Source organism: Gorillibacterium sp. sgz306347 (assembly GCF_059735245.1).
In genome coordinates, this window is sequence record NZ_JCAPET010000005.1 from 65,495 (window position 1) to 91,298 (window position 25,804).

Sequence of the window (25,804 nt, forward strand, 5' to 3'; positions counted from 1 at the left end):
GTAATTATGCTTAAGAAAAATAAGAGAATGGAAACTTATCTAAAGGGGTTATCAAGTAACTCGCCTTGTAATAAAATTATTGAAGACTTGGACCCTAAGTGGTTTACTTTTTTGGAATGGGATGAGTGTGTGTTCGTTAAGGGTAGTTTTGCTGGCATCAAGTTTCCAAGTCGCTTTAGCGAAACTCATCATAGTGATCGAACGTCCTTAGAGGCGGCTGTAAATCATCTTCATTTGAGCACTATATTAGTAAAAAAATACGAATCGTTGAAGGTTTTGAAATTGGGAGTAGCTCTGATCAAAAAGTGGGAGGTAGTAATTAAAGCAGAGTATCCAACCAAGAAATTTCATCTAATATTATCTTTTGATGGCCATGATGCGGTAATAAGACTCAATAGCTTGAGAGAAGATGAAATCCCATGGATAGATATCGAAGATTTAGAAGAGTATAAAGAAGAAGCCATACTTGTCATTGAAATTTGAAAGTTGTGACTTTTTTTTACTTAAGTGTAAGATAAAACTGAGGATGGAAAGCTTTTTAAACCTCTCATCCCTACAAATTTCAAAAAGAAAGTAATATTATTATTCAAGATTTAGCTTAAGGGACCTGTAGAATTGACACTTCGATTAAGTGCAATTTTATGGGTCTCCTTGTTTTATTAATCATTATTTAAATAGAACCGTTGTAACGCTCACTATTTAGCCCCCAAATGAAATTGGAGCGTACACCCCTTATTCCGATACAATAAATCAGTCGGAGGGGAACTCAAATGGAGAGAAAACGGTATGATCTGAATTTCAAAAAAATGGTGGTAGCCAAGGGGAACGAGATCGGAAACATGGCGGCCGTTGCGAGGCAGCATGAGCTTGATCCAAAGATGGTGCTGCGCTGGGCGAAAGAACTGACGCGCACCGATCAGGAGCAACTGGACGGAACGGCTTTAAAGCAAGCGGCGTTCATACCTACAGCATCGGATTACACTGCTCTGGAGAAAGAACATGAGAAGCTTAAGAAGCTGTACGCAGAGCAAGCGTTGGAGAGAGAAATTCTCCGTGACCTGTTAAAAAAAACGAATCCACACTTGCGGATAAAATAGCCATAGCCCAGAAGTACATCCTGCAGCGTCATCCCATTCGTCTGGTATTACGCATTCTGGATGTGAACCGCACGACGTACTATGCACATGTCAATCAAGCCAAAGAACAACCTGAAGCGATCCACAGGAGCGGTCGCCCCGCGCCTGGTTATTCCTATACGCAAGACGGCAAGCGAATTAGCGATGAACAAGTAAGTGAGTGGATCATGGAATTACTCGCTGATGAATACACATCCGTCTACGGGTACCGCAAACTGACGAAGGTGCTTCAGCGTGAACATCGTCTGGTCATCAACAAGAAGAAAGTTTATCGACTGTGCAAAGAAATGCATGTCCTGCGGCCACAACGTAAACTAAAAATGAAGCACCCGAAGCGGTTGGCGAACAACCGACTTCTCACTGGCTCCAATCAGCTCTGGGAAACCGACATCAAGTACGGCTGGATTGAAGGCGAAAGTCGCTTTTTCTTCTTAATGAGTATCATCGATGTGTTTGATCGTGCCATTGTCGCCTACCATCATGGCTTGTCCTGCGAGGCCAAGGACTTGGTTCAAATTACGCAGGAAGCACTGATGAAACGCCAGCTCTTTGACAAAACGAATCGGCCTGTTATTCGATCGGATAATGGCCCGCAGTTCATTAGCCATCGGTTTGGGGAGGCCTGTGTACAGTTTAAAATGGTACATGAGCGCATACCGCCAAAAACGCCGAATAAGAATGCACACATCGAGTCGTTCCACGCCATTTTGGAGTCGGAATGTTACCAGAGACACGAGTTTGAGAGCTATCAACAGGCGTATGAAATCGTCAGCAGTTTTATTCACAATTACAATCACATGCGGATTCATGGTAGTCTATACGACCTGTCGCCGTACGAGTATCGGACTGCGATTCAAGAGGGCACTATAGAGCCCAAAGTGATCAAAGTCTAGTCGCTATAAACCTGTGAGAACGGGAGCAATATCGAGCAATTTTATGGACACAATCGAATAAGAGGTGCCTGGTCCAGATTAAGGGGGTTAAACCGTGGTTAACTGGGTTGATTCCACTATACGGTACTTATCAAGCTATTGTGGATGCTAAAAGTAAAGAGCCGTTAGGAATTTTTGTAGAGAAGTAGGTGTAATGGAGATATGGACAAAAAGAATACAACCAAAGAGTTTATTAACGTTATACTTGTGATCCTTTTTTCGTTTTTTTACTTTTTTTATATAAATCCTTTATTGTTTCGCTATACAAACTCAAGATTTATACCCCTTGGACTTTGGTGTGTTGTGGTAGGTGTTTGGGGTAATGCTGCAGGAATGAGGATCGTTAAGGCTATTTATCTCTCGAAGGATTATAGAAAGGAAAACGCCTTTTTTATTGTCACGGGGCTTTTACTTATCGGGGCGGGAACTGTTTCTTCTTTATTCTTTTAATCATCTATAATCAGTAATCCTTATTGTCTAAAGGCCTGTGGGAATAACACTTGAGTTAAGTGTGATTCTACAGGTCCCTTTATTGTTGCCGACTTTATGGAAAACCCTAATGGATTCAATTTCCTAGGGCGTGTATGCAAACTATCAAAATAGCTAATAAACTGGTAAACTTAGCCTATGAAAAGACGATACGAAATACGAGATGACCAGTGGGAACGAATCCAAGATCTCTTGCCGCCGGAGCGAAAACCGCAAGGAGGGCGTCCGGCTACAGATAATCGAAAAATGTTTAACGCCACGCTCTGGGTGCTTCGCTCCGGCGCACCATGGCGCGACTTGCCCGAATACTATGGCTCATGGAGCAGCGTATACAGTCGGTTTCGCCGGTGGGGAAAAGCAGGCATTTTTGACCGCATGTTGGACGTGTTGGCATCCGAACCTGATGAGGAAAGTGTGATGCTGGACGCCTCCATCGTACGTGTTCATCAACACGGCGCGGGGGCAAAAGGGGGCAGCAATTCCAAGCCATCGGACGGTCCCGTGGAGGCCTGACCAGCAAGATTCACGCCGTTGTGGACGGTCTTGGCAATCCGCTGCGCTTTGAAATCACTGGCGGCCATATCAACGACAGTTTGGCCGGATATGAAATCCTGGGAACCCAAGATATTCAAGGGAAAAACGTCTTGGCCGATCGCGGGTACGATACCGTTAAAATCATTACACTACTGGAAGAGAAGCAAGCTCGTTGCGTGATTCCTGGTAAAAAGAACCGTACCACTCAACGGACAATCGACTGGTGGTTGTTTAAAGAGCGTCATCTGGTTGAATGCCTCTTCAACAAGCTCAAACACAACCGTCGACTGGCAACTCGCTACGATAAATTGGCCTGTACTTTCATGGCCTTCTTAAAGCTGGCTTCTTCCATGATCTGGTTGGCATGAGGTTTGCATACACGCCCTAGTAGGTGGAGCGACTGTAGGAGTAGTTCGTACTATAGCAATATTTAGGGTTACAAAAGGTGCGGGGAAAGTTAAGGACATAACAAATGATATTAGTAAAGGGCAAAGGGTTGGAAGTGCGAATAAAACAGATCCCGATCATGCCTTTCCTGATATTATTGATAATTATGCATCATCTGCACAGAGATTTGATTTAGTTGGCGGGGATCATGTAAAACGGAACCTTTACCAAATTGAAGGATCATTGAATGGTAGGAATGGGATATTTGAATGGATTGAATTCGGCGGTGAAGTAACTCATAGGAGATTTATACCCAACGTTGGTATAAGTGGGAAACCGAATGCAATTCCAATAAAGAAATGAAGGTGGAAGAATGAATAATTTTATCGACGACTTTTCAAAAAATAATATGAAGCTAGACATGCTAACGATATATATTGGATTAAAAATGCATAAGTTCACTGTTCAAGATGTGAACGACTTTGCAACTTTCTTATTAACAGTTGAATCTTCTCAGGATATAGACAGTCTCGTGGAACTTTCTTGGGAAAAAGATAAAGACAGAATGGAAGGCATCCTATGCGGAACTATTGGAAAAGGCTGCGATGAATCCTCTATGGAGTGGAGCATTGCCGTTAGAAAACTACGTTATATTCTCCTTGCGAGAATTATGAGGGATAATCGCAACCACAAGGAGATGCTGGAAAAAGTAGCTGAAGTCTACGCTGATTTTGGTTACCCTCAAGAGATGGAAGAGTTTATATACTATATGCCAGTTAAAGCTAGTGATAACTACAACCCTCAAAACCATACAACACAAGAGAACATGGAGAGGCTAGTTCAGCTCTGTTTGCAGTTTCTAAAGGTTGAGCATGACGAACTGCAAGCCAATTAACCCAACTCCACAGGCGACTTTCGTTCGCTTGTGGTTTTTGTTTTCTGGGAAAATATCATCAACGATGAACGGAAGATTTGTTGTTGTAGGATGGGTAACAATCGGATCAATGGACTAGAATTCAGGAGGAAGTAACTTGAGGCAATTAGCAATTATTGATCATTTTTGGAATTGCCATTCTGCTTTTGGTTTCTTATATAGCAGGCCCTTGGTTGCTGTTATATCTCGGTCTTTCTTTTGGAGAAAACCCGCGTAAACCTCCATATACATATGGCGAATTTCCTTTTAGCTTGAATTATGAAGGGAGATGGGAAATATGATTTATTACAGGGAAAAAATGAAAAAACCTCAAGTCGATCCAGAGGTCCAACGGGCAGTTCTGGGCACGATAGCGGTTGCTGGAATCATAACATTAATTGTACTGACAGATGGGGCTATTATACCTGCTCTCCCAAAATTAGCTTACTAGGTGGTTGAATATGGCTATCTCCGTAAAAAAAATCCTGGAAGAAACCATTGAACTGGAACTCAATCAACTTGGCTTTTACAAATCCAGTATGAAAATCCCTAACACTTGCCTGTACTCAAAAGAGAGGGGGGAGGTAACGCAATACATTGAATTTTTCAAAAGTCAACATCATGAAAATGCCGTTCGTCTTGGGTTTCGGACATCATTAAAATTCTTTGAAGCGGTATACGGTAATGTTTTCGACAACCGTCCCGATTCGTTTCAATACTTTGCAGACAAAAGTTCACTAATAAGTATCTTAGAGAATATGTTATCCGTTATTAAAAATCATGGAATTGCTTGGCTAGAGCTAAAAAGCACACCAGAACTTATTCCTCCTGCCAATGTATCAGAGCAACTTCTTCAAGAACCAACAAAGCGAGCCAAAAGGTTTGGGGAAAAGTGGGGTCTCAATGTCAAGGAACCATCAAGTTTAACCGATGTGGAGAAGCTTATTACACAAGAAAGAGTTTTAGAAGAGGGGGTTGATTGGGCGTTTCTTTTGGATGCATCTGCGTTCGTTGGCGAGGTAATACGTTCTCTTCATGGGGGTGAATGGGGGTGGAACGAAGTTTATTCAACACCAGCCATTCTAAATTCGGGTCCTGAGGATGTGATAAATGTTTTCCTGTATGTTGCCCGACTTTATGGAAAACCCCAATGGATCCAATTTCCTGAATACAGATTGATTTCGCTTATAAACTAGCTCTCCTTGATATTACTCTATAAGGGCCTTGGACTGTTCCAAGGCCTTATCCCTTTAAACTCATGGTAAGGCGAGCAATCCAACCGAGGTAGAAGTTACGTCTAGTAATATTAGTAATGACGGCACTTAGTATTTCTGCTGTTATTTGGTTTATTGAGGGTCGACAGGTTATTTTCAACGAGGAATGGATATTATAGGGACGATCTTATTTGCAACAGTAGCTATTCCTGTTCTTTTGTTGGTAGGGTTTTATGCTATTTTGCTCATGAAAAGATGGTCTCCGACAAGACGGGAAGAACTCGTTGGCATTTGTGCAGGAGTATTATTAACAATACTACTTTCAGTCGTCTTGATTGTAAGTGTGGACACTAACGGTAGGACGAACAAAAAAGTGGAAAGTGACTCAATGAAACTGACGACAGATGGAAAATATGAGTATCGAATTGATTTAATAAACTTGTTTCAAAGAAATAGTCAAGCGCGGCTCTATCTAAAGGAGATGGAATCAGGAAAGGAAATCTACGTTCCAGTCGATATTCAAACAAGCAAAATAGTCGTACTTGGGGTACAAAAGTCCCGGATAAGGTAGTCAGTGATGAAGAGGCGGTGCTTTGTGCCAAGGAAATACTAAAGCACGACCCCAATAACCGTTCCGCTAAGAATGTTTAAGAAAAATGCAAAAATAGTTACGTGCCCTTAAAAGGCGTCTCTGTAGGTGACCATTGTTTTTGGGAGGTTAAGACTGTCGAGTACGTCTCGGCAGTCTTTTTATTCGTTATTCAAAACCATTGGGTTATTTTCGATATGATTACTAAAAGCTCAACTCCTAAAGCGGGCAACTGTCAAACAAGAGGTTGTCTCCAGATTTGTTGATGAAGCGCTGTTTCTTATACATTCGGATGAGAGCAGGAAGCTTTGGTTGGAAAAGGGGGCGGAAGAATAATGGAGAAATGGTTCCTGAAGAATTCGCGTATGCTCCGGCTGCTGCTTGTTACGTTATGCCTTCTGATCACGGGTTGTTCTGCGAATAACGCGGCTTTGGACGAACCAAAGGCGAATAGAAACAGAGCGCAAGGATCACCTTTCATGCTGTATCCAATCCTTTTGAACGACCGATACGGGTATATGGACGATTCCAAAGCCATCATTCTAAAAGCCGACTATGAAAATGCCGGTGAATTTCAAGAGGGATTAGCGGCTGTCCAGAAAGGCGGGAAGTGGGGATACATCGATCCAACGGGAAGGGTGAAGATTCCACTTCGTTACGATGGCGCTTTTGAGTTTAACGATGGGCTAGCGCTGGTGGCAAAAAAGAATAAAAAGGGCGTAGAGCATTGGGAATTCATTGACCGTACAGGAAAAACGGTGCTGGAGACAAACTTTTATCGAGTCTATCCGTTCTCCGAGGAGGTAGCAGCCGTTATTTTTCAGGAAGGCGGAAGTACAGGCTACATAAACCAAGAAGGAGAGGTTGTGATCGACACGAGCTACAAATATGCCGGTATGTTTTCAGAAGGGCTGGCCCCGGTCTCTAAAGACGCAAAGTGGGGGTTTATCGACAAGAAAGGTCAGGAGGTTGTCCCGCCTCTTTACGAGGAGGCTCGGCCCTTTGATGAAGGACTCGCGGCAGTCAAGCAAGACGGTCTCTGGGGGTTTATGAACCCGAAAGGGGAGTGGGTTGTCAAGCCCGTTTTTGAGGAGGCCAAACGTTTTCAAGAGCACTTAGCCGCTGTTAAAACTGCGGAAGGCTGGGGGTACATAGAGAAAGGCGGCGATTTTGCCATACCGCCGGTCTTCCGGGAGGTTAGGGACTTCTCGGAAGGTCTAGCGGCGGTACGCAGTGATACCGGGTGGGGTTACATAAACCATCAGGGCGATTTTGTCATCAAGCCGGAATTTACCGATGCCTATTCATCCGATCATGGACTAATGCTGGTTAGTAAAAAGCCGCCCCAGTATTTCTACATTGACCACAACGGGAAAGAAGTTAATTTTAATTGAATTTGCATAGTTTTTTTCTAAACGCCGCAAGCGACTCTCCCTCGCTTGTGGTTTTTCTTTCGGGTCATTTTATGCGGGCGGTTATGCTAAAATCAGGAGAGCCAGCCAGAATGAAATTTTACAGCGAAGAATGGGGAGACGGAATGATGAAACAATTCAGTAAGCTTGCGGCCTTATTCGTATTCTTTCTTGTGCTTGCAGCTTGCCAAGGGGGAGAAACAAAGCCGGCAGCCAGTCCGGAAAATACAGGGGGCACCGGTGAACCGGAGGCTCAAATAAGTTATGATACGTCATCTAACGTATACCGGGAAAACGAAATAACGATCCGTTATCCGCAAATAACGGGGATGGAGGATCAAGCCAAGCAGGATCGGTTAAATCAGGTCATTAAAGATCAGGCATACGGACAGTTGAACACCTATTATTCTCCCGGCGAGCTTGATCGCACTACATGGGATATAAACTTTAAAGTTACGTGGAGCAGCCCGGAGGCAATCAGTATTCAATATGTTGGCTACCGTCATGATGAGGGGGCTGCGTATCCGGTGGAATTGTTTTATACGACCAATCTCGATATAAATCAGGAAAAGCTTCTGACTTTGGGGGATCTGATTCAGGTGGATGCCTCCTTTGTCCGGCTCTTCAAAAGCGGAACGCTGCAATCGGAGCTTGCAGAGCAGCGGGAGTACGTAAACCCGTTCACGGATGAGGAGTGGATGGAAAGGCTGAGCACGGCGGACGCTGCGGAATCGGGTATCGATTCTTATTTGACCCCCGATTCGCTCGGAGTGAAGATCGAGGTCCCGCACGCCATTGGAGACCATGCGGAGCTTGAGATTGCCTATGAAGACATCCCGGAAACCATGAAGGTTCCTCATCCTTTGTGGGAAGCCATAGAAAAAGAAGCCGTAAAAAAATAAGAGGTCCCAAGGATTGAGGGACCCCGTAGTTTTAAAGAGCCATCTGCTTTCTTTTAAGAATCAATCCGCCTTTACCGTCGACAGGGACACGAGCACGGGTTCGGCAAAAGCCGGAGCCAGGGTCTCGTCGTCCTCCGGATTGTGAAGGCGGAAAAGAAAGCTGTCGCCCTCCTCCGATTTCCAAACCATATAGTCGCGAACTCCGTGCTCGTTGCTTACCTGAAGATAAAGCTCGGCGTAACCGAGCGGATGCTCGACCAGCTCGCCGCTGTAATCCCGGGCTTCTCCGGCCTCCGCCAGCTCCTTCACGCCCGCTGCGCGCAGCTCTTCCAGGTTGTAATCCGCAGGCAGCGGCTCGATGTCGACGTAGTGCTCGGCATTATCCGCCAGCGCCAACCGGCCTTTGGCAGCGTCAAAAACAAATCCCTCGAACATATACAAGGAAAACCCCTCTCCTTGCTGAAGCGAAGCCGTATGGGGCTTGAAGTCATCCCCCGTCCTCAAATCGAAGCTTTCCGTCTGCGGCCGCGAAGCCGCCGGGCCTTCCGGCGACGCCGCCGGGCTGCTTGTGGCCGGGGCGCTGGACGGCGCCGTGGAACTCCCGCCATCCGGGGTAGCGGTGGCGACGGGCGAACCGGTCGCCGTTACGGCTGTGGTTGGCGAAGCCGATGGTTCGTCGCCTCCGCCGGAGCAGGCTGCAAGCGCGGGAAGCAAGGCCAGCGCGAGAATTGCTTTAAAATGAAACGGTGTGTTTTTCATCCATTTCCCTCCTGTAAAAGATGAGGCCATCTCTATACCAGACCGTGTTCATTATATACAACAAGATGGCGATATGGAATTATTTACCCGAAGGCCGCAGGGGCGAACCTTTGGGGCGGTTTAAAGCAGTCGGCCCATCGCCGTTCAAACCGGAATCCAGAACCGCTTCACCACGTTGCCGTCCTCCTCGACATAGGGTGCATCGGGGGTTCCGCCGTTTCGGAGAATGGTCCGTTCGGAGGCAGTATTGGCGGCATCGCAGGTCACCAGCACCTCCGTCAGCCCCAGCTCCTTCGCCTGGCCCAGGGCCAGCGCCAGCAGGCGCGTGGCATGGCCCTTTCGCCGTTCTGACGGGCGGATGCCGTAGCCGATGTGGCCGCCGCGCAGCAGCAGCTTGTCGTTCAGCCGGTGGCGAAGGTTCGCAGCGCCGAGAACGCGACCTTCCGGCGCAACAAGCCAGAAGGTGGAGGCCGGCACCACTCCCTCGGCTTCCTCCGTTTCGAATTCCCGGAGCCGGCGAACAAAGGCCGGGAAGTCGGACGGGTCCAAGCCGATCACCCAAGGGACCAGATTCTCTCCGCTTTGCAGCCATTCCTCGTAGAATGCCAGGTATCCGGTCCGCCATTCCACGGAAGGGCGAACCAAGGTTATCGCTTCCGTCATTATTTCTTTCCCCCTTCTACGTACCAGTCGATCATTTTGCGTGCGATGCTGACCGGCGGCGGGATGAGCGGGAGCCGGTCGGGCCGGGGATCGAACCAGCGGGCATCGAGAATCTCTTCACCGTCCACCCGGAGGTCGCCGCTTTCGTAATCGGCGAAATAGCCGATCATGAGCGAATGCGGGAACGGCCACTGCTGGCTGCCGAAGTAGCGGATGTTTTTCACCCGGATGCCGATTTCCTCTTCCACCTCCCGGCGGACGCAATCCTCCAGCGTCTCGCCGGGCTCGACAAAGCCTGCGATCAGGCCGTACAGGCCCTCCGGGAAATTGCGGGCGTGCGCGAGCAGCAGCTGCCCCTTTTCATTTCGGATGGCCGTGATGACGGCGGGGGCGAGGCGGGGATAGCCGAGCAGGCCGCATTCGGGACAGCGCTTGGCGCGTTCCGACGGCAAAAGGACGGTGGCCGAGCCGCAGCGGCCGCAAAACCGGTGCGTGTCGTCCCAGGCGAGCAGCTGAACCGCCCGGCCGGCCAGGTGAAACAGCCCGTCCTCCACAGCGCCGTACAGCGAGCGGAGCTCGCGGAAGAGAAAGCCCTCCGGGGCCGCCGCGTCCGGGCGGATCGGGGCGGAAAAGCAGGGCCGCTCCTTCCAGGTGCCAAGGTAAAGCGTGCGGCCTGATGCGAGCAGCCCTTCTTTCACGGAAGCTCCCGAAGGGAGCTCCGCACGGCCCTCCAGCTCATGGACCAGCAATTTGGTGCCGTTCCACACAAACCACAGAGCGGGATTTTCGTTCGCGGGGTCGGGCTGCATACCGGGGATAAAGTGCTCGTAAATGCTTTGGACGGAAAGGGACATACGGGACAGATCCTTTCGGCGGAAACAGGCGCTTCAGGGTTGCCATCGGGAGCGTGAGTTCCGGTTTTTGGTGTCCCTTCAGCATAACAAATCGGCGGAAGACTGACAATTTAAGGATACGTGCCGGCAGTCGAAAAATAGAAGGGGTTGACAATCGGCATGCAGTTGATTATTATGATAGTATCAAATAGATAATATTTAAGCTGCAATAGGAGGGCCGCATCCAGTGATCTATTCGCTCGAAGCCTTGCGGAAAGCGTATCGGGAAGGGAAGACGTACAAGTATGTGTTTTTCTGGGGTCATACTCCGCCCGCCGGCGGGGGCATCGACCAAAGCTGCTTCAGCCAGTGGTGGATGGCTTCGTTTACAGTGGCCGGCGAAACCTACACCTGCGCGGAACAGTACATGATGGCGGAGAAGGCGCGCCTGTTCGGAGACGGCGAAATGCTGCGGACGATTATGGACGCGCGGCATCCGAAGGAAATGAAGGCTTACGGCCGGGCGGTCAAAGGCTTTGATAAAAACGTCTGGGATGAAGCCTGCTACGGCATTGTCCTGCGGGGGAGCGCGGCCAAATTTTCGCAAAACCCGGGGCTGTGGGATTACCTGAAAACAACGCGGAACCGGATTCTGGTGGAAGCCAGTCCAAGGGACCGCATCTGGGGCATCGGGATGGGGAAGAGCAACCCCGACGCCGAAAATCCGATGAAATGGCGGGGGCGGAACCTGCTGGGCTTTGCGCTCTCGGAAGCGCGGGACCGGCTTTTGGAGAACGGAGCCGCAGAGGGATAAAGGGCGAAAACGCCCGCCAAAGCCCGCCAATGAAAGAAGGGAAACGAACATGAACCGAAAACAAATCGCGGAAGAGACGCTTCAATACATCCGGCAGGGCTATTATGAAAAGAACGGGCGGCGGGTCGACTTCGCGGCGGCGCAGCGGGCCTCCGAGGAAGGGGCGATCCTCCTGACGCCGGAGGAAGGAGCGGCGCTGGTGCGCAAGCTGACGGCCCGGCTCGCCGCTGCAACGGGCGTGTCCACGGAGCGGACCGCCGGAATGGCGGCCCATGCCGGACCCGGCGAAGCTGACGCGGCTTGCACAGGCGGCAGTGGGACCGCCGCCGGCTCCGGCGCCTCCGCTCCAAAGGCATCCGCCGCCAAGCAAAGCGTCTTTGCAGGCGCTACCGTGAAGGCCATTCTGGAGTTCGCCGAACAAGGCGTCCCGAAGGTCGGTGTGCTGAACTTCGCCAGCGCCAAAAACCCGGGCGGCGGCTTCCTGAACGGAGCGATGGCGCAGGAGGAAAGCCTAGCCGCTTCCGGCGGGCTTTACGGAACGCAGCTTCGCCGGGAAGCCTTTTACCGGGCCAACCGCGCCTGCAAGTCGATGATGTACACCGATCATGCGATCTACTCGCCCGATGTCGTCTTTTTCCGCGACGAGCGCTTTGCGCTTCTGGACCGGCCGGTCACGGCTTCGGTTTTGACGCTGCCCGCCGTCAACTACGGCCAGGTGCTGCTGAAGGGGGAAGACAGCGCCGAAGCCAAGCGGGTCATGAAGGACCGGATGCGGCTGGCGCTTGCAATTTTCGCCGACCGGGGAGACCGGAACCTGATCCTGGGGGCATACGGCTGCGGCGTGTTCCGCAACGATCCGCAGGAGGTGGCCGCCTGGTGGAAGGAGCTTTTGGAAGGGGAAGGCTTTGAAAGGTTCTTCGACCGCATTGTGTACGCCGTTCTGGACGGGAGCAGGAACAAAGCCTGCATCGGGGCGTTCGAGGAAGCGTTCCGGGGGAGGCCGTAAACGTGTTAAAACGGTCCCGTTATTCGATCGGCCAGGCATCGAAGCTGTGCGAGCTGCCGGTGCAAACCCTGCGCTATTACGACAAGATCGGGCTGATCAAGCCTGCGGAGGTGGACCCGGACACCGGCTACCGGTATTACGCGGACCTGGACCTCTTGCACATCAAGATCGTGCAGGACATGAAGGCCCTTCAGTTTTCGCTGGAGGAAATCAAGCATGCGCTGAGAAACCGAAGCCCGGAGGAGCTCGCCGGCATGATGCGGGCCAAACGGCAAAAGGTCCTGTCCGAGATCGCGGCGCTGGAAAAAGTCGTTTTGTCCGTGGATCAGCGGATCGAGCGGCTGAACGAGCTGCGGGAGGTGGGCGGCGGCCTGGGCGGCTTGGACGTTCTGGTCGAGCTGAAACGGTTTCCGGAGCGGACGATTCTTTTCGACCGGAGGCGCAGAGCCTGCGGGCTGGAGCCTTCCATCCTCAGCTTTACCGGTCTGTTCGCCCTGGCCGAGGAGCGGGGCTTGGCCCAAGCCGGTTATATCCTGACCGTATATCACGAGAACATGCTCGCTTTTGACCGCGACGACAGCGATCTGGAGGCGGGCCTTCCGGTAGCGGCGGAGACGCCCGCTCAGGAGGGGGTCCGCAAGCTGCCCGGAGGCGAGCACATCACGGCCCTTTATACGGGCATTCCGGATGCGGAAGCCTGCAAGGAGGTCTACGGCAAGCTTCTCCGCTGGATGGAAGCGCACGGCTACGCGGAATGCGGCCCCGCCGTCGAGCAGTACAAGGTGGACTTCGCCCAGTTGATGGACCCGGCCCAATACATCGTGGAGCTTCAGGTTCCCGTAAAAAAATGTTGACCCTATAGCCGCTATAGGGTTTATTTTTGTGGTAACCGGGAGAAAAGGGAGGAAGCAGGCCGTGAAGACGCTGATCGTTTACGCGCATCCGAACCGCGAGAGCTTGAACGGGGCTTTTTTGGCCGCGGCGCAAAAAGGGCTGAACGCAAGCGCGGCCGCACAGGAGGTGCAGGTGCTTGACCTGTACGGGGAAGGCTTTGACCCCGCGCTGGTATTCCACAAGGAGAAACGAAGAAGGGATATGCACCGCGACCCCGAATTGGAATTGTACCGGGAACAGCTTCGCTGGGCGGACCGCATCGTGTTCATCTACCCGATTTTTTGGGGACGCCCGCCGGCCATGCTGCTCGGGTACATCGACCGGATGTTTGCTTCGGGCTTTGCCTACCGGGACCGGCCAGGCAAGCTATTTCCGGAGGGCCTGTTGAAAGGAAAAGAAGCAGTCTGCATCTCAACGATGAAAGGGCCGGGCTTCTATATCCGGCTGACCTTGAACAACGCGCACCGGGTGCTGATGAAGCGGGCGCTGTTCGGCTATGTGGGCATCCGCAAGGTGAAGTTTTTCGAGTTCGGCTCCATGGAAAGCGCGAAGGGCAAGCAGGCTGAAAAGCTGGCGAAGGTGGAACGGTATTTTGCCAAAGGGAGCTAGGGGAGCGAAACAGCCGGGCTCCCGAAACGAAAGGGGAGGCGGAGTTGAACATCACGGTGGATCAAAGGGGCGAATCCCGGGTAGCGATTTTGGAGGGCGAAGGGATTTTGCTGGCCAGCGTTCAGGATGCGCTGGATCTGATGGCCGATGCCCGGCACGGGCACGACTGCGAGAGCATTTTGCTGGACAAGGCGAATGTGGCGGAAGCGTTCTTTGACCTGAAGACCCGCCTGGCCGGCGAGGTGCTTCAGAAATACACCAACTACCGGATGCGGTTGGCCGTTGCGGGTGATTTTAGCGGGTATGCAAGCAAAAGCCTGCGGGATTTCATCTACGAATGCAACGAGGGCCGGCAGTTCGCGTTTGTCGGCACCCGCGCGGAGGCCCTCGATGCGCTGCACCGGGGAGCCTAAATAACGCCAAACCGGGCGTATGAAGCGTCCGGTTTGGGAAAGGCCTGAAAAAAACCTCTGCTCGGCGCAAGAAGCCGGAGCAGAGGTTTTTTAATGATCGGCCTGCGGAGCCTTTTTAAACAGAACGCTCGGGCGGACCGGCCGGAATGCCCGGAGCGCCCGAAATCGGCCGAAGTCTGCGGCGGACGCGGGTTAGACGCTGAACTTCTCCATCATGGCGTTCAGCTCCTTCGACATCTCCCCGAGCCGTTCGGCCGAAGCGGCCATCGCCCGCAGCGATTCCAGCTGGCGTTCGGATGCGGCCGCGACCTGCGCGGCCCCGCCGGCGGAATCCTTCGCAATGTGGGACAGCTCGGTAACGGAAGCCGACACCTCCTCCGATCCGGCGGACATTTGCTCGGTGACGGCGGACATGTTCTCGGTCTGGCCGGTAACGCCTTGAATCATCTCGTTGATCCGGCGGAACGCTGCGTCCGTATCGCGCGAAAGCTTCATGCCCTGCTCGGCCTCGCGGACGCCTTCCTGCATCATGGCGACCGCCCGGTCGTTTTCCCGCTGGACACGGGCGATCACCTCGGCGATCGTTTTGGCCGATTGGGCCGATTGGTCCGCGAGCGCGCGAACCTCGCCCGCCACCACCGCAAAGCCGCGGCCGTGCTCGCCGGCGCGCGCCGCTTCGATGGCCGCGTTCAGCGCGAGCAGATTCGTTTGCGCGGCGATATCCGTAATGACGCCGACGATCTCGGCGATCCGGGCGGAGTGCTCGTCCAGCTCCCGGATCACTTCGGCGGAATGGTTGACGTGCGTGCTGATGGTCGTCATCTGGTCGACCGCCTGGCGGGTCGCTTCCATGCCGCGCTGCGCTTCAAGGGCCATCTCCGAAGCGGACTCGGAAAGCTCGGTCGCGGTGTGGGCGATGTCCTGAATGCCGGTCGCCATTTCCTCCATGACCCGCATCGTTTCCAGCGCCGACATTTCCTGCTCGCGCGCGCCGGCCGCCAGCTCCTGGATGGTCGCCACGCTGCGTTCCTGCGCTTCGCGGTTGCGGCCGACGTGCTCCGCCAGCTCCAGGGAAGACCGTCCGGCCTGGTCGGCTTTGTCCCGCACGCTTGTAATCATGCCGCCCAGCTCTTCGGCCATGGCGGAAAACTTGCGGTTCAGCTCGCCGAAATCATCGGAACGGGTCGTTTGCAGGCGGACTTTGAAATTGCCCTTGCTGATCTCGTCGATGGCCTGGAACAAGGCGCGCACCGGAGCCAGCGTCCGCTTGGCCAGAATAAACTGAAACAGCAGGCTGAGAAGCAGCGCTCCCAGCAAAACGAGACCCGAGAACAGCCAGATTCGGCTGACGTTCTCGGAGATAATATTGGCGCTCATGTCCATGCCCAGAACGGCGATGACCGTACCCTGGGCGTCTTTAACCGGCTCGATGATGCTGAGCCACGAGCCGTAGCTGTCTGTATAAGGCGAGGCCTCGGCTGTGGTTCCGGTAGTGACAGCTTCCTGAAAGGCTTTATAGGCGGGATTTTCAAACCAGTCTCCGGGAGCGAGCCCGGCGTCCACCAAGTGCTGCGGCATGGCCAGAACATGGTTTTGCCCGTCTTTGATTTCAGCGGAAAAAACATACGCCTGCGCCACATTGGGGTTGGCGGCCGTGGCGAGGTCCAGCTTTTCCTTCACCCGCTGCAGGGCGGGGGAATCGCCGCCGGGATTTGCGGCCAGTTCGCGGATATCGTCCGCCGAAAGCGTGGACAGAATCAGTCCGGAGACGCCGCGCGCCTGATCGTACAGGCTGTTCGTCGTAAGAGACCGCTGAATCGCAGCCCCGGCCGAGGTGAGGAGAAGACCGACAAGAAGGACGTTGAGGAAGGCAAACAGCAGATTCTTGGTGAAAAAGGACATTTTGGCCAAACGCTTCATCTTGTTGAATTTCCCCTTTGTCATGATGTAAGGCAGCCGGCATCCGGTTCGGGTCAGCGGGCATGCCGCCTCTTGCTTTATATCGGCAGAAAGGGGACAAGTTGAAGCGTTTTTTAAGGAAACTTGACACATTTTTAAACCTTGTTTATATTTTGAATGAACGTTCATTCAAAGATCGGGAGGGTTATGATGTCTGCGCAAAGCGATGAACTGAAGCAAAAATTTCTCGAGGGCTTCGAGCAGATGGTATCGAACGCGAACGTGCGGCAAATTCTTCTGCATGCCATCGAGGTTTTTTCGAAAAAAGGGTTTGCCGGCGCCAAAATCAAGGACATTGCCGCCAGCGCGGGCTTCAGCCAAGGCTATGTGTATACGTACTTCAAGTCGAAAGAAGAGCTTTTTGCCAGAATCGTCGAGCTGGCCGGAGACGGGGCGGGGCATGCCGTTGCCTACGCCGCCGGGCTGAACGGCAGTCCCCTGGAGAAAATCACCTGGCTGACGGAGGCCTTTCTGGCGCCGGACAGCATCGCCGCCCAGCATTGGCGGTTGCTGCTGCTGCAGGCGGCTTCCCCGGAGGCGGTTCCGGAGGAGGCCAAACGTGCGGCGGCCGCCAAAAAAGAACTGCCCTTCCGGCATCTGATCCCGTTGATCGTGGAAGGACAGCAGCAGGGCGAGATCGCGGCGGAAGATCCGCTGCGGCTGGCCATTGCCTATTTTGCCATGGTGCAGGGGGTCGTTCTGGCAAGGCTGCAAACAACCGCAGAGCTGCCCTTTCCATCGGCGGAACTGATGCTGCGGTTTATGAAAAACGCTTAGAAAAGAGGGAGACGGAATGATCCGCAGCTTTAAAAACGAAGCTTCCCGCGAACGGGTATGGGCTTCCTACGACCGGCTGCTGGCTATGTGGCCCGCGGACGTAAAGCAAATCCGCGCGGAGACGCGGTTCGGGGCCACGCATTGCCTGGCCGCCGGGGACCCGGCAAACCCGCCGCTGCTGCTGTTTCATGGCGTAGGGGACAACGCGGCCGTCATGTGGCCGCTGAACATCGGGGAACTGGCCAAGCGCTTTTACTGCGTGGCGGCGGATACGATCGGGGGACCGGGGAAAAGCGTGCCCGGGGAACAATACGCCAAGGGGCGTTTTGATCAGGTCGAGTGGATCGACGGCATCATGGATCACTTCGGTTTTCAAACGGCGCATCTGGCGGGGGTATCCAACGGCGCTTACCTGGCTTTCCGGTACGCCACGGCACGGCCGGAGCGGGTGGACAAAGCCGTGTGCCTGGAAGGCGGCCCTGTGCTCCATCCGCTGAAAACCATGCTCCGGACTGCGCTGATGAGCTTTCCGGAAATTTTGCTTCCCACCGACCGCAACCTGTTGAAAATTATGAAAAAGCTGAGCGCGCCCGGCTCCGACTGGCTGGGCCGTTATCCCTTGATTGCAGAGCACCTGGCGCTTCTGATGCGCAGCCACAACCGGAAGGCGATGTTTGTCCATCCGCTTGCGCCATACGACCGCGCGAAAGGCGGGGCGGTACGGGAGAAGCTCCTTTTCCTGGCGGGCGAGTACGGGGTAAACCGGCAGCCCGCCTACATGGAGCTGCTTCGGGAAGGCGGGTACCGGGTTCAGGTTATCGCCGGCGCCGGACACGGCGTGAACCATGAACAGCCGGAAGCGGTCAATGCCGCGATGCTTGATTTTCTTTGTAAGGAGAAGCCGGCCGGTTCATCCGCAAGCTGAGACTCCGATGCGCCGCCGCCGAATCCGGCGAAAGACGCCTAGACCCAGCCAGAAACGGCCGCGAGTCCCGACAGAACCGATACCGCGGACGCTGCCGCGGGAATCAGCTTTTGCTTCCGGCTCAGGCCGAGCTCGTCGATGAGAAGAGGCAAAATCCGCAGGATCACGACGCCGAACCACAAGCCGTGGCCGAGCCCGTACCCGATCAGTCGGGGGGCGCGGGAGCGTCAAAGTTGGGCTGCTGTCCCGTTGCCCCTTTTCGTCCGGCTTACTACTATATGGAAAAGACGAACGGAAAGGAAACGGAACGGGGGAAGCGGCGATGGGCGGCAGACGTGCAGCCGGCGGAAGGTGCGGACGAAGGAGAAGAAAACGGACGAAGGACCCGGCCGGATTGTGCCGCCGCGCAAAGAGGAAGCCGCTGCGGGCAAAAGCGTATTTCTATTTTGCTTTGGCGGACGGGCGGAAAAGAACCTATCGCAGCCGCGACGCGGTGCCCGGCTATCACAGCCGCATTCCGGACCCGGCCGCCATCTCCTTCGGCCACCTGTATGTGGACGGTCAGCTTCAGTCTCCGCGCAGTTACCGGGTAAAGAAAGGGCGCATCCGGTTTCTCGCGGACCCGCCGCCGGTGAAAAACGCCCGCATCGTGGCGGAGTTTTTCCGGCTGTCCCTTTAGCTGGCGGCGGAAGGCGGCAAACGCGAAAACAACCGCTCCGTCAAACGGCGCGGTTGTTTTTGGCTCGGTCCTTACGTGAGGCTCAGGTCGACCACCGTCAGGACAATACGCGAGTTTTCGCCGATCGTGGCCGCTGTCGCGGAGGTCAAAACCAGCGCGGTTGTGGTAGCCGAAGTCACGAGCCCTTCCTGCTGCTTTTGCCCGTCAATATACAGCTCGTAAGCGTACTGATGGCCGGCGGGCGGCGTACCCGGGTTGACCGCGAATTGGGTAACGGTCGCTCCCGTGTCATCGCGCCAGGTCAGGCCGGCTGTACCGGGGCCGATATCGGTCGCCGTCGCTGCGGGGACCGCTATTCCGCCGGCCGGCGCCGTCAGAAAGTAATTCAGGATGTTGTAGGCCATCACCGGGCTGCGGGGAAGAATTAAATCCGCCATGCGTTTCATCTCCTTCGCCATATATATACGAAAGGCGATGGAAGGCAGAAACGGACATACGGACCGGAGGCGCGGCCTAAATCAAATGCGCGCACACGGAAAACCGGGACGCTTCGCGGCAGTCGGGTTTGCCGATTCAAGCGTCAATTCAGGCAGACGGTCACAGCTCCAGCCCGGCTGCCTGCGCCAAAGCAGGCAGCGACAGCTCGCCGGTGCCGGCGTAAACAACGTCGGCTCCGGAGGGGAGCAGCAGCCCGGCGTCGCCGATTCCGGCGGCGAACATGCCGGCCGCCTTAATGGCTTCGATTCCGGCCTGGGCGTCCTCAAGGCCGATGCAGCCGGAGGGGGCGGCCCCGACAGCCGCGGCTCCCTGCAGGAAGATGTCCGGCGCCGGTTTGCCGGGAATTCCTTCGGGCGAGACGATATGCCGGAACAGCGGCGTCAGTTCCAGAGCGCCGAGAATGAACGGCGCATTTTTGCTGGCGGAAGCGACGACGGCGGGAATGTCCCGCCGCTGCAAATCCTCCAGTAGCTCACGGATGCCGGGATACGCATGCGCCGGGGTAAGCTGGTCCAGCAGAGAGACGTAATGGCGGTTTTTGGCCTCCGCCAGGCGCACCTTCTCCTCGGCGGTATAATCGTCCTGCCGTCCGCCGTGCCGGAGAATCCGCTCCAGGGATTCCATGCGGCTGACTCCCTTGAGGCATTCGTTGAAGGCCCGGTCAATGGAAATGCCGATCCCCCCCGCCATCTGCCTCCAGGCCTCATAGTGAAATTCGGCGGTGTCGGTAATTACTCCGTCCAGGTCAAACAAAACAGCCTGAAGCTTCATGGCCAAGTCCTCCTTTTACGTATTGAATTTTCCGCGAGTTGTCGAAAACGTTTTCGGGAATCCTTAAGAAAAGAGCCGCTTCCGGTGCCGTAAGCCTGCGCCAGCGCGGCCTGAATGCTGCTTCTTAATAGTCCTGCCTCGAAAAGAAGGCATCCGGATGAAAAACGCTGTGCAGTCAAAATTCAGCGTCTCCGGCGTTCCTCCGTAAAATGGCTTGCGGCCTGCCGGAAAGCGCGGCCTACAGCGGCCGCACGGTATCCCGTTCCACAAGCTGGTAAGAGACTTTCTTGTGATAGCCCCGCTCCTGGTGCTCCATGATCCGCACAATCTGCTCGAAGGCGGTAAAGGCCATGTGCTGGAAATCCTGACGGACAGTGGTAAGCTTCGGCGTGGTATATGTGGAAAGGACAATGTCGTCGAAGCCGATCACGGACAAGTCCTCCGGAACGCGCACGTCCAGCTCGCGGCAGCGGTTCATGAGGCCGATGGCCATCAAGTCGCTTGCGCAGAAGACCGCCGTCATGCCGGGGTTGGAGCGCAGGAAGGACTCGGCAAGGGCGTACGCGGTATCCTCGCTGAAATCGGCGTTGACGATGAGAGACGGGTCCACGGCGAGGCCGTTTTTTTCCAGCGCTTGGCGGTAGCCCTCCAGACGTTCCTGGCTGACTTCGGCAAAATCGTGGCCGTTCATCAGGCCGATCCGCCGGTGTCCCCGGTCAAGCAAATGCTGCACCGCATGCTCCGCCGCCGCCACGTTGTCGGTCATTACGGAGCCTGTGTGTTCGCCCGACACGCGGGCGTCGATGACAACGCAGGGAAAGTTGCTGTCCACGATTTCCAGAAAGTAGGGGTCCGTCGTCTTCAAACCCGTAATGACCGCTCCCGCCACCTTGCGTTCCTTGCAAAACTGCCAGTACGATTTGTCCAGCTGCTCCGACAGGTTCCGCGTGTAGATGACCACCTCATAGTTGTAGCGGGAGGCCGCCTCGTACGTGCCATTCATAATCTGGAAGAGAACCCCGTCCTTGCCGCTGGACCGCTCGAAATTCGAGAAGATCAGCGCCACGGATTTGGCCACCTTTTGCTTGAGGTGCTTGGCCAGCATATTGGGAGAGTAGTTCAGCTCTTCCACGGCCTGCATCACCCGGCGGCGGGTCGCCTCACTGACGTCCGGGTAGCCGTTCAGGGTTTTGGACACGACGGCGACGGATACGTTGGCGTGTTTGGCCACATCTTTTATGGATACCATGGCGATTCCTTTCGTTCCCGTACCGGGCTTCCCGCGCTGCTGCCGGCCCGCATGGCGGGAAGCGGCGCGGCTCAGCGGACATGCCGCCGACAGTCGCCCGCATTGGGGAAGCCGTGTACTTACTTGTAAAATCGGAGCGGCAAGCGCTCCTTGAACTTGCGGTGAAAGAATCCGGCCGGATCAAGCCTTCCAGCGTGCCAGCCGCTTTTCGAAAAAGCCCACCACCGCTCCGATCCCCAGCACCAAAGCCAGGGTGCCCCAGGTGAGGGGGCCGCGAAAAAGCAGGCAGAAGACTAGCCCCAACAGATCCGTCAGCCATTTCGCGACGCCGAGGGTCAGACCGAAGCGCTCGCTGAGCTTGACCATGAACAGGTCGATGGGACTCGGGGGAAACCGGGGCAGGACATACATCGCCGTGCCCAAGCCGACGGTCAGCACACCGGCTGCAAAGTAGGTTCCCTTGAGAATCATGCCTTCCGTCGGAAGCTGATTCACCAGCACCCAAAACCAAAAGTCGATGAACGCCCCGGCCAGGAAGCCGGCGGCGATGGCGAAGATGTTGGGCGGCGATTTGCTCAGCAGGGAGGCCAGCAGCACCATGACGACGCCGACGGCGAAGGTCCAGACGCCGACGGTGGCGCCGCTGTGCAGAGACAGCCCATAGGTGAGGGTGTCCCAGGGATCGGCGCCCAGAGTGCTGCGGATGAGCAAGGCCACCCCCAGGGTGAGAATCCCCAGCCCGCCGACATAAAAGGCGACGCGTGTCCGAAGGTTAGTCATGCTCCTCCTCCGGGGAAACCGCGATCAGGGACGATGTCCAGACGGGCAGGTCCGCGAACAGCAGGCCGTTCTCCCGCAGCTCCCGTCCGCCGTGGATTTCCACTGCGCCTGTATCATAACGGCGAAGCGTGTACCGGCGGCTGTCCTCCAGCCCTTCCAGGCGGAAGCAAGCCTCGTCCTCCCCGCCCGGCAGGCGGAAGACGAAGAGCAGTCCCCGGCCGGTTGCCGGGTCCATTGCCAGCCAGGAGCTCCAGCGGGCGCCCCCGCCGTCCCGCAAGGACTGTGGCGTCAAGCGCCGCAGCTCCGCCGACGTCATCAATGGCCGAACCTCCGTCTTGTAGAAGTCCAGCTCCCGCTTGAGCAGGGTGAGCGTCTCCTCGTCATATTCGGCCAGGGGATGGGACAGGCCCATGCTGTGCAGCATGGCGACACGCAGACGGAAGCGAAGCCTCGTCAAGCGCTCCTCCGGGCCTGGTTCGGGTTCGTCCAGCCGGTACGAAGGGAAGGGGCCTCCTCCTTCGCCCCCCAGCGTTGCAGACCAGAGCCAATGCAGGCATTTTTCGGGAGGCAAAAGAAGAGAGGCCCCCCAGAACACCTGCAGCTGGTGCTCGGCGTAATCGGGGTCGCTCAGGAAATTCAGGTGCATGTGCTGCAGAATGCCGGCGTCGGTTCGCAGCCCGCCGGAGCTGCAATTTTCCAGTACCACATCGGGGTAGCGGGCGCGGATGCGGTCCAGGACGGCGTAAAGGCCCTGATAGTGCTCGAACAGCCCGTCTCCCTTGCCGTGGCCGTGCTCCGCACAGTCGCAGCCGGCGCCGGGATCGAGGTTGAAATCCACTTTGATCCAGTCGCAGGCATACGTTTCGATCAGCCCTGCCAGCCTGTCATAAGCCCACTCCCGGCCTTCCGGTCCGCCGAGGCAGACGTAGCCGAGAAAATCCCCGTCGCGCATGGCGGCAAGGCCGGGGCGTTCCGTCCTCAGATCGGCGTCTTTGCCGAGGCCTTCAATCTCGCACCAAAGGCCGAATTTCATGCCTTTGCCGTGCACATAATCGGACAGGAACCGGATGCCCCGGGGGAACCGCTTGCGGTTTACCTTATCCCAGTCGCCCCGCACGTCAAACCAGTGCTCCACCTCGTCGTCCGAGCCGAACCAGCCCGCGTCCAGGGTGCAGACCTCCACGCCGATGGCGGCCGCGGCGTCGACGTTGCGGAGAAACACGTCCTCGTTAATAAGCTTGTCCTCATAAGCCCACCAGTGATTCCATTCCAGGGGCAGGCTTCCGGAAAGCTTGTTGGCCGGGAAGCGGCGCCGCCCCCAGGCGTGAAGCTGCCGGGCGATCTCGTCCCGGGAGCCGGCGGGGGACACCGCTGAAAGCACGGCGGGCGCCGTCATCGTCTCTCCGGGGGCAAGGTGCTTCGCAAAAGACCAGTCGGACAAGCCGCCGCGCACGGTTACGCCGCCTGCGGAGGGGGCCAGCTCCAGCGCCCAGTTGCCGGACCAGGCGACAGCGTAAGCGTACAGCGCCCCGCTTTGGCCGCGCGCCAGCACGAAGGGATGCACGTCCAGGGACGAGCGTCCCTTTCGGGTCTCCAAACGCAGCGGCGCATCCAGCCGCGCGGCGGCCGGCGCGTATTCCCCGCCCCAGCTGCTTGTCCAGTATTCCACTTCGGTGCACGGCTCGGGGATCTCCGCTTGAAGGCTGAAAGCCTCCCGCACGGTACCGCCTTCCGGCGCAAGGCCCTCCAGCGTCAGCCGATGTTCAATCACTTCAAGGCCCGGCAGGCGGAGCCGTTCATAGCTTCGTTTCACGCCGCCGGCCTCGAACGTCGGTCCGGTTCGTTTATCCCGCTCGTTCATCAAGATTTCACCGCCCCGCTGTTAATGCCCTTCACCAGATACTTCTGGAAGGCAAAGAAGATAACCACAACGGGGATGGAGCTCATCAGCAGCCCCGCGTACAGGAGCGGCGCGTTGCCGCCAAACCGGTTCGCCAGGGAGGTGACGCCTACGGTGATGGTGCGCATCTCTTCTTTTTGTAACAATATCATAGCATACAGCAGCTCATTCCAGTAAGAAATGAAGTTGAGAATGGCGGTCGTGGCGAGCGCCGGACTGACAAGCGGCAGAATGATGCGCCAGTACACCCGGAACAGGCCCGCTCCGTCGATTTTGGCCGATTCGATCAGCTCGCCCGGCATCCCCTTCAGATTGGCGATGATGAGGAACGTCGTGAAGGGAATGGAGGTGGCGGCATAAAAGAGGATCAGCCCCAGATGGCTGTTCACCAGCCCCAGCTTGATCATGATGTTGTAGACGGGGATGATCAGCACCTGGCCGGGCATAAACATGCCGGACACCACCAAAGCGAAAATCAGCTTCTTGGCCGGAAAACGGATTTTGGACAGGCTGAAGCCCAGCATGCTGGTGATCCAGAGGGATAGGGCCACAGCTCCGACTGTAACGATAAAGGAGTTCATGTTCATCCGCACGAAGTCAAAGCCGTCCAGGACGATGCGGAAGTTGTTGAACGAAAAGTGTTCCGGCCAGCCGAACATGCTGATCAGGTACTCGTCCCGGGTCTTGAAGGTGGTCAGCACCATAAAAACAAGAGGGATGATGGTCACGCAGGCCAGCAGGCTCAACACAACGACGATGGTGAATTCGCGGAAGGTCATTTTTTTCATGACTGCACCACCGATTCATCCTTCGAATTGGTCAGCTTCATCTGCACGACCGTGATCAGCGAGACGATGGCGAAGAGCACGACGGCCAGCGCGCAGGCATAGCCGAAATCATGTGTCTTGAACGCCTTCAGGTACAGCAGGTACTCGATGACGGTGGTTTCATAGCCGGGACCGCCGGCGGTCATCAGGTAGATGTAGCCAAAAAGGGATGTGAACACCGCCAGCACGTTCAGCATCACCACGAACTGAAGCGTCGGCTTCAACAGGGGAAGGGTGATATAGATCATCTTCTGGAACCAGGTGACGCCATCCAGCTCGCCCGCCTCGAAGATTTCATTGGAGAACCCGCTCATCCCCGCCAGCAAAATCAGAACCGCGGAGCCGAAGCCCACCCAGTTGATGATGGTGATAACGAGCAGAATCGCAATATTTCCATTGGCGAAATATTCGATGGGCGGAACCCCGATCAGCCCCAGCAGCTGGTTGGCCGGTCCGTCGTACAGGAAAAGAGACTTGAACAAGGCGCTGATGACGGCGGTGGACAGAACCGTGGGGAAGAAGTACACCGAGCGGAAGAACCGCCACCCGCGAACCTCGTCCTGCAGCAGCACCGCGATCAGGAGCGGAAAAATGGTCCACACCGGCACGCCGACGACGAGGAATTTCAGGTTGTTCAAGATGGCCGTGCGGAATTCCGGCGAGCGGAAGATCGCCGTGTAGTTGTCCAGGCCGATGAAGGTGGCCGCGCCCATGCCGTCCCATTCGGTAAAGCTGTATATGAAGACGTATACGATGGGAATGAGGACGAAGGCGGTGAAGAGCGCCATGGCGGGCAGGCTGAACAGCAAGCCGGCCAGGCTTTCTCGATGTTTGCGGAAGATCGTGGTCAACATGTCGCGCACCTCTGTTTCCGGATGCCCGCTCCGCAAGCCCCGACCGCTTCCCGCGCGCCCATCGCCCGGTTATGACGAACGATGGG

General features: G+C 55.4%; 27 protein-coding genes and 1 pseudogene. 17 read left to right on the forward strand and 11 right to left on the reverse strand.

The window, feature by feature from the left end:
• Nucleotides 1–6 precede the first annotated feature (6 nt).
• The 9 genes and pseudogenes from AC6I6H_RS04595 to AC6I6H_RS04635 all read left to right on the forward strand — a co-directional run bounded on the left by AC6I6H_RS04595 (nt 7) and on the right by AC6I6H_RS04635 (nt 8,508).
• Entirely contained in the window at nt 7–483 is a 477-nt protein-coding gene (locus AC6I6H_RS04595; protein WP_497952056.1) for a PM0498 family protein, read from the forward strand.
• A 287-nt stretch (nt 484–770) separates the two neighbouring features.
• Entirely contained in the window at nt 771–1,097 is a 327-nt protein-coding gene (locus AC6I6H_RS04600) for a transposase (protein ID WP_497952062.1), read from the forward strand.
• 56 nt (nt 1,098–1,153) lie between these two features.
• A complete protein-coding gene (locus AC6I6H_RS04605; protein WP_497952259.1) occupies nt 1,154–2,029 on the forward strand; it encodes an IS3 family transposase in 876 nt (291 codons plus the stop codon).
• Nucleotides 2,030–2,230: 201 nt separating this feature from the next.
• Nucleotides 2,231–2,518 carry a hypothetical protein gene (locus AC6I6H_RS04610; protein WP_497952068.1) on the forward strand — a complete coding sequence of 96 codons (288 nt, stop codon included), beginning with the start codon at nt 2,231–2,233 and terminating at the stop codon, nt 2,516–2,518.
• Between the two features lie 177 nt (nt 2,519–2,695).
• Nucleotides 2,696–3,459, forward strand: a pseudogene (locus AC6I6H_RS04615) (IS5 family transposase).
• A gap of 392 nt (nt 3,460–3,851) precedes the next feature.
• Nucleotides 3,852–4,373 carry a DUF2247 family protein gene (locus AC6I6H_RS04620; RefSeq protein WP_497952072.1) on the forward strand — a complete coding sequence of 174 codons (522 nt, stop codon included), beginning with the start codon at nt 3,852–3,854 and terminating at the stop codon, nt 4,371–4,373.
• Between the two features lie 479 nt (nt 4,374–4,852).
• Nucleotides 4,853–5,587 carry a hypothetical protein gene (locus AC6I6H_RS04625; protein ID WP_497952076.1) on the forward strand — a complete coding sequence of 245 codons (735 nt, stop codon included), beginning with the start codon at nt 4,853–4,855 and terminating at the stop codon, nt 5,585–5,587.
• Nucleotides 5,588–6,673: 1,086 nt separating this feature from the next.
• A complete protein-coding gene (locus AC6I6H_RS04630; RefSeq protein ID WP_497952080.1) occupies nt 6,674–7,588 on the forward strand; it encodes a WG repeat-containing protein in 915 nt (304 codons plus the stop codon).
• Nucleotides 7,585–8,508 carry a polysaccharide deacetylase family protein gene (locus AC6I6H_RS04635; RefSeq protein ID WP_497952085.1) on the forward strand — a complete coding sequence of 308 codons (924 nt, stop codon included), beginning with the start codon at nt 7,585–7,587 and terminating at the stop codon, nt 8,506–8,508. The genes AC6I6H_RS04630 and AC6I6H_RS04635 overlap by 4 nt, the downstream gene beginning before the upstream one ends.
• Nucleotides 8,509–8,568: 60 nt before the next feature.
• Here the strand turns inward: AC6I6H_RS04635 and AC6I6H_RS04640 are convergent, their stop codons facing one another.
• From AC6I6H_RS04640 to nudC, 3 genes are all read right to left on the reverse strand, one after another.
• Complete coding sequence (locus AC6I6H_RS04640; protein WP_497952089.1) at nt 8,569–9,267, reverse strand: DUF8580 domain-containing lipoprotein; 699 nt, start codon at nt 9,265–9,267, stop codon at nt 8,569–8,571.
• 144 nt (nt 9,268–9,411) lie between these two features.
• Nucleotides 9,412–9,930 carry a GNAT family N-acetyltransferase gene (locus AC6I6H_RS04645; protein ID WP_497952095.1) on the reverse strand — a complete coding sequence of 173 codons (519 nt, stop codon included), beginning with the start codon at nt 9,928–9,930 and terminating at the stop codon, nt 9,412–9,414.
• A complete protein-coding gene (gene nudC, locus AC6I6H_RS04650) occupies nt 9,930–10,784 on the reverse strand; it encodes an NAD(+) diphosphatase (RefSeq protein ID WP_497952100.1) in 855 nt (284 codons plus the stop codon). Before nudC ends, AC6I6H_RS04645 begins: the two co-directional genes overlap by 1 nt.
• Before the next feature lie 226 nt (nt 10,785–11,010).
• Here nudC and ybiA point away from each other — a divergent pair, with 226 nt between their 5' ends.
• The 5 genes from ybiA (at nt 11,011) to AC6I6H_RS04675 (ending at nt 14,499) form a co-directional block, all read left to right on the forward strand.
• Nucleotides 11,011–11,577: a riboflavin biosynthesis intermediates N-glycosidase gene (ybiA, locus tag AC6I6H_RS04655; RefSeq protein WP_497952102.1), complete on the forward strand. Its 567-nt coding sequence runs from the start codon at nt 11,011–11,013 to the stop codon at nt 11,575–11,577.
• A 49-nt stretch (nt 11,578–11,626) separates the two neighbouring features.
• Nucleotides 11,627–12,583, forward strand: a complete 957-nt coding sequence (locus AC6I6H_RS04660; protein WP_497952106.1) for a TIGR02452 family protein — start codon at nt 11,627–11,629, stop codon at nt 12,581–12,583.
• A gap of 2 nt (nt 12,584–12,585) precedes the next feature.
• A complete protein-coding gene (locus AC6I6H_RS04665) occupies nt 12,586–13,437 on the forward strand; it encodes a MerR family transcriptional regulator (RefSeq protein ID WP_497952108.1) in 852 nt (283 codons plus the stop codon).
• Nucleotides 13,438–13,498: 61 nt separating this feature from the next.
• Complete coding sequence (locus tag AC6I6H_RS04670) at nt 13,499–14,086, forward strand: NAD(P)H-dependent oxidoreductase (RefSeq protein ID WP_497952110.1); 588 nt, start codon at nt 13,499–13,501, stop codon at nt 14,084–14,086.
• Nucleotides 14,087–14,130: 44 nt separating this feature from the next.
• A complete protein-coding gene (locus AC6I6H_RS04675) occupies nt 14,131–14,499 on the forward strand; it encodes a DUF4180 domain-containing protein (RefSeq protein WP_497952113.1) in 369 nt (122 codons plus the stop codon).
• Between the two features lie 192 nt (nt 14,500–14,691).
• Here the strand turns inward: AC6I6H_RS04675 and AC6I6H_RS04680 are convergent, their stop codons facing one another.
• Nucleotides 14,692–16,419, reverse strand: coding sequence for a methyl-accepting chemotaxis protein (locus AC6I6H_RS04680; RefSeq protein WP_497952115.1), 1,728 nt, complete (start codon nt 16,417–16,419; stop codon nt 14,692–14,694).
• A gap of 189 nt (nt 16,420–16,608) precedes the next feature.
• On the opposite strand from AC6I6H_RS04680, the gene AC6I6H_RS04685 reads away from it, so the two are divergent.
• The 3 genes from AC6I6H_RS04685 (at nt 16,609) to AC6I6H_RS04695 (ending at nt 18,839) form a co-directional block, all read left to right on the forward strand.
• Nucleotides 16,609–17,235: a TetR/AcrR family transcriptional regulator gene (locus AC6I6H_RS04685; RefSeq protein ID WP_497952117.1), complete on the forward strand. Its 627-nt coding sequence runs from the start codon at nt 16,609–16,611 to the stop codon at nt 17,233–17,235.
• Nucleotides 17,236–17,251: 16 nt separating this feature from the next.
• Nucleotides 17,252–18,160, forward strand: a complete 909-nt coding sequence (locus AC6I6H_RS04690) for an alpha/beta fold hydrolase (protein WP_497952121.1) — start codon at nt 17,252–17,254, stop codon at nt 18,158–18,160.
• A 322-nt stretch (nt 18,161–18,482) separates the two neighbouring features.
• Complete coding sequence (locus tag AC6I6H_RS04695) at nt 18,483–18,839, forward strand: DUF4183 domain-containing protein (RefSeq protein WP_497952123.1); 357 nt, start codon at nt 18,483–18,485, stop codon at nt 18,837–18,839.
• Nucleotides 18,840–18,910: 71 nt separating this feature from the next.
• Here AC6I6H_RS04695 and AC6I6H_RS04700 read toward each other — a convergent pair whose 3' ends face one another.
• From AC6I6H_RS04700 to AC6I6H_RS04730, 7 genes are all read right to left on the reverse strand, one after another.
• A complete protein-coding gene (locus tag AC6I6H_RS04700; RefSeq protein WP_497952125.1) occupies nt 18,911–19,276 on the reverse strand; it encodes a hypothetical protein in 366 nt (121 codons plus the stop codon).
• A 160-nt stretch (nt 19,277–19,436) separates the two neighbouring features.
• Nucleotides 19,437–20,108 (reverse strand): beta-phosphoglucomutase, encoded by a 672-nt coding sequence (gene pgmB, locus AC6I6H_RS04705; RefSeq protein ID WP_497952127.1) that lies wholly within the window; start codon nt 20,106–20,108, stop codon nt 19,437–19,439.
• A 238-nt stretch (nt 20,109–20,346) separates the two neighbouring features.
• Nucleotides 20,347–21,357 (reverse strand): LacI family DNA-binding transcriptional regulator, encoded by a 1,011-nt coding sequence (locus AC6I6H_RS04710; protein WP_497952129.1) that lies wholly within the window; start codon nt 21,355–21,357, stop codon nt 20,347–20,349.
• A gap of 180 nt (nt 21,358–21,537) precedes the next feature.
• The gene (locus AC6I6H_RS04715) at nt 21,538–22,137 is read right to left on the reverse strand and encodes a YczE/YyaS/YitT family protein (RefSeq protein ID WP_497952131.1); all 600 of its coding nucleotides are present in this window, start codon (nt 22,135–22,137) and stop codon (nt 21,538–21,540) included.
• Nucleotides 22,130–23,998: a glycoside hydrolase family 36 protein gene (locus tag AC6I6H_RS04720; protein WP_497952133.1), complete on the reverse strand. Its 1,869-nt coding sequence runs from the start codon at nt 23,996–23,998 to the stop codon at nt 22,130–22,132. Before AC6I6H_RS04720 ends, AC6I6H_RS04715 begins: the two co-directional genes overlap by 8 nt.
• Nucleotides 23,998–24,825, reverse strand: a complete 828-nt coding sequence (locus AC6I6H_RS04725; protein ID WP_497952135.1) for a carbohydrate ABC transporter permease — start codon at nt 24,823–24,825, stop codon at nt 23,998–24,000. Before AC6I6H_RS04725 ends, AC6I6H_RS04720 begins: the two co-directional genes overlap by 1 nt.
• Nucleotides 24,822–25,718: a carbohydrate ABC transporter permease gene (locus AC6I6H_RS04730; protein ID WP_497952137.1), complete on the reverse strand. Its 897-nt coding sequence runs from the start codon at nt 25,716–25,718 to the stop codon at nt 24,822–24,824. Before AC6I6H_RS04730 ends, AC6I6H_RS04725 begins: the two co-directional genes overlap by 4 nt.
• Nucleotides 25,719–25,804 lie beyond the last annotated feature (86 nt).

What these genes read in the sequence shown, in the direction of transcription:
- AC6I6H_RS04630 (WP_497952080.1), top strand. Translation starts at nt 6,674, where the DNA reads ATGCTGTATCCAATCCTTTTGAACGACCGATACGGGTATATGGACGAT.
- AC6I6H_RS04725 (WP_497952135.1), bottom strand. Translation starts at nt 24,825, where the DNA reads ATGAAAAAAATGACCTTCCGCGAATTCACCATCGTCGTTGTGTTGAGC.
- AC6I6H_RS04610 (WP_497952068.1), top strand. Translation starts at nt 2,231, where the DNA reads ATGGACAAAAAGAATACAACCAAAGAGTTTATTAACGTTATACTTGTG.
- AC6I6H_RS04660 (WP_497952106.1), top strand. Translation starts at nt 11,627, where the DNA reads ATGAACCGAAAACAAATCGCGGAAGAGACGCTTCAATACATCCGGCAG.
- nudC (WP_497952100.1), bottom strand. Translation starts at nt 10,784, where the DNA reads ATGTCCCTTTCCGTCCAAAGCATTTACGAGCACTTTATCCCCGGTATG.
- AC6I6H_RS04685 (WP_497952117.1), top strand. Translation starts at nt 16,609, where the DNA reads ATGTCTGCGCAAAGCGATGAACTGAAGCAAAAATTTCTCGAGGGCTTC.
- AC6I6H_RS04595 (WP_497952056.1), top strand. Translation starts at nt 7, where the DNA reads ATGCTTAAGAAAAATAAGAGAATGGAAACTTATCTAAAGGGGTTATCA.
- AC6I6H_RS04620 (WP_497952072.1), top strand. Translation starts at nt 3,852, where the DNA reads ATGAATAATTTTATCGACGACTTTTCAAAAAATAATATGAAGCTAGAC.
- AC6I6H_RS04680 (WP_497952115.1), bottom strand. Translation starts at nt 16,419, where the DNA reads ATGAAGCGTTTGGCCAAAATGTCCTTTTTCACCAAGAATCTGCTGTTT.
- AC6I6H_RS04645 (WP_497952095.1), bottom strand. Translation starts at nt 9,930, where the DNA reads ATGACGGAAGCGATAACCTTGGTTCGCCCTTCCGTGGAATGGCGGACC.
- pgmB (WP_497952127.1), bottom strand. Translation starts at nt 20,108, where the DNA reads ATGAAGCTTCAGGCTGTTTTGTTTGACCTGGACGGAGTAATTACCGAC.
- AC6I6H_RS04700 (WP_497952125.1), bottom strand. Translation starts at nt 19,276, where the DNA reads ATGGCGGATTTAATTCTTCCCCGCAGCCCGGTGATGGCCTACAACATC.
- AC6I6H_RS04625 (WP_497952076.1), top strand. Translation starts at nt 4,853, where the DNA reads ATGGCTATCTCCGTAAAAAAAATCCTGGAAGAAACCATTGAACTGGAA.
- AC6I6H_RS04730 (WP_497952137.1), bottom strand. Translation starts at nt 25,718, where the DNA reads ATGTTGACCACGATCTTCCGCAAACATCGAGAAAGCCTGGCCGGCTTG.
- AC6I6H_RS04715 (WP_497952131.1), bottom strand. Translation starts at nt 22,137, where the DNA reads ATGACTAACCTTCGGACACGCGTCGCCTTTTATGTCGGCGGGCTGGGG.
- AC6I6H_RS04720 (WP_497952133.1), bottom strand. Translation starts at nt 23,998, where the DNA reads ATGAACGAGCGGGATAAACGAACCGGACCGACGTTCGAGGCCGGCGGC.
- AC6I6H_RS04690 (WP_497952121.1), top strand. Translation starts at nt 17,252, where the DNA reads ATGATCCGCAGCTTTAAAAACGAAGCTTCCCGCGAACGGGTATGGGCT.
- AC6I6H_RS04640 (WP_497952089.1), bottom strand. Translation starts at nt 9,267, where the DNA reads ATGAAAAACACACCGTTTCATTTTAAAGCAATTCTCGCGCTGGCCTTG.
- AC6I6H_RS04695 (WP_497952123.1), top strand. Translation starts at nt 18,483, where the DNA reads ATGGGCGGCAGACGTGCAGCCGGCGGAAGGTGCGGACGAAGGAGAAGA.
- AC6I6H_RS04600 (WP_497952062.1), top strand. Translation starts at nt 771, where the DNA reads ATGGAGAGAAAACGGTATGATCTGAATTTCAAAAAAATGGTGGTAGCC.
- AC6I6H_RS04710 (WP_497952129.1), bottom strand. Translation starts at nt 21,357, where the DNA reads ATGGTATCCATAAAAGATGTGGCCAAACACGCCAACGTATCCGTCGCC.